Source organism: Streptomyces sp. NPDC051907 (assembly GCF_040681075.1).
Classification (GTDB): Bacteria; Actinomycetota; Actinomycetes; order Streptomycetales; family Streptomycetaceae; genus Streptomyces.
The window spans coordinates 1-1,531 of sequence record NZ_JBFAYB010000236.1 but is presented as its reverse complement, the minus strand read 5'-3'; the positions used below and the strand labels follow the sequence as shown (position 1 = coordinate 1,531).

The following is a 1,531-nucleotide window of genomic DNA, read 5'->3' as shown; positions in this document are numbered from 1 at the left end:
GGTCAGTAGACGCATCCCTACGGCGCGGCCGCCAGGCGGTGCGCCGTGCCTCCACCCTGCCGCACCGGCCGCCGCCCGCGCCAGCCCCACGAGTTGTTCAGGGCAACTCTGAACAACTCGCCCCCGCCTTCCGTCACCCACTGCTACTCCATCGTCACATACAGCTATCTTCGGGAGACAGGAATCCGCCCGGCCGCCCGGCCGGGCGGCCGACCGGCCCAATCCACGGAGACCAGCCCATGACCCCCAAGACGACGGACGGCGACGCCGACCCGCGCCTGGACTCGCTCCTCCAGAAGCTGGAGCGCGTACCGATCGGCGAACTCAAGCAGTTCCCCGGCAACCCCAACGAGGGCAACGTCGAAGAGATCGCCCGGTCGCTGAAGAACAACGGCCTCTTCGAGCCGATCATCGTCCAGAAGTCCACCGGCTACATCCTCAGCCACAACCACGTCACCCAGGCCGCCGACTCCCTGGGCTGGTCCCACCTGGACGTGATCCGCGTGGACGTGGACGACATGGCCGCCAAGCGCATCGTCGCCGCCGCCAACCGCACCGCCGAACTCAGCCGCCGCAACGACTTCCTGCTGGCCGAGCTGCTGTCCGACATCGCCGACGGCGAACACGGCCTGGACGGCACCGGCTACGACGAGGGCTACCTCGACGAGCTGATGGACCGAGTAGAGCCGGAGCTGCCCGACGCCGGCGAAGAGCCCGACGAAGACGGCGGCCAGGTGATCCCGGCCGGACCGTCCGGCGCGCACTACGCCGAGACCGAGGAACAGGAGAGCAGCCGGGGCGCACGCGTCGCAGGCGAGCAGTCCCTCGCCGCGAAGGGCCTCGCGGAGATGGTCGTCGTCATGGACGTCGCCGCCAAGTCCCAGCTCCTCCTGGACATCGAGGCCATGCGCGACCACCTCGGCGACCAGCCCACCGGCCCCCTGCTGTCGGCCGCCGTCCGCATCGCCAACGTAGTCCTGGAGGCCGCCAAGACCAACGCCCCGCCGGTCGACTGGGACAAGCTCCTCGGCCAGGCCGCCGTCCGCGTGGGGGAGCCGGTCGCATGAAGACGTCCATCGACCTGGAGTTCCGCGAGGACGGGACCGTCATCGAGCTGGTGAGCATCGCCCTCGTCGCCGAGGACGGCCGCGAGCTGTACGCCGTCAACGCCGACATGGACCAGCACGCCGTCCGCACCCACCCCTGGCTCGGCCGCAACGTCTGGCCCCAGCTCCCCGTCGTCAAGAACCCGCGCGGCGCACGCGGCGTGGACCGCCTCGACCTGGACCACCCCGACGTCCACCCCCGGCGGAAGATCCGCCGCATGGCCGAGGAGTTCTTCAAGGCCACCCCCGACCTGGACCTCTGGGCCTACTACGGCGCGTACGACCACGTCTGCATGGCCCAGCTCTGGGGCCCCATGCCCGCGCTGCCGTCCTACGTGCCCATGCGCACCAACGACATCGCCCAGGAGCTGGCCCGCCTCGGCGACCCGCCCGTCCCCGCCCAGCCCGAAGGCGAGCACCACCCC

The 1,531-nt window shown here is 70.8% G+C and carries 2 protein-coding genes; both read left to right on the top strand.

Going from position 1 to position 1,531, the window contains the following annotated elements:
* Positions 1-239: 239 nt before the first annotated feature.
* A complete protein-coding gene (locus AB0M39_RS42030) occupies positions 240-1,067 on the top strand; it encodes a ParB/RepB/Spo0J family partition protein (protein ID WP_365374483.1) in 828 nt (275 codons plus the stop codon).
* The coding region (locus AB0M39_RS42025; RefSeq protein ID WP_365374480.1) for a hypothetical protein at positions 1,064-1,531 on the top strand (468 nt) is incomplete at its 3' end. The genes AB0M39_RS42030 and AB0M39_RS42025, both read left to right, overlap by 4 nt.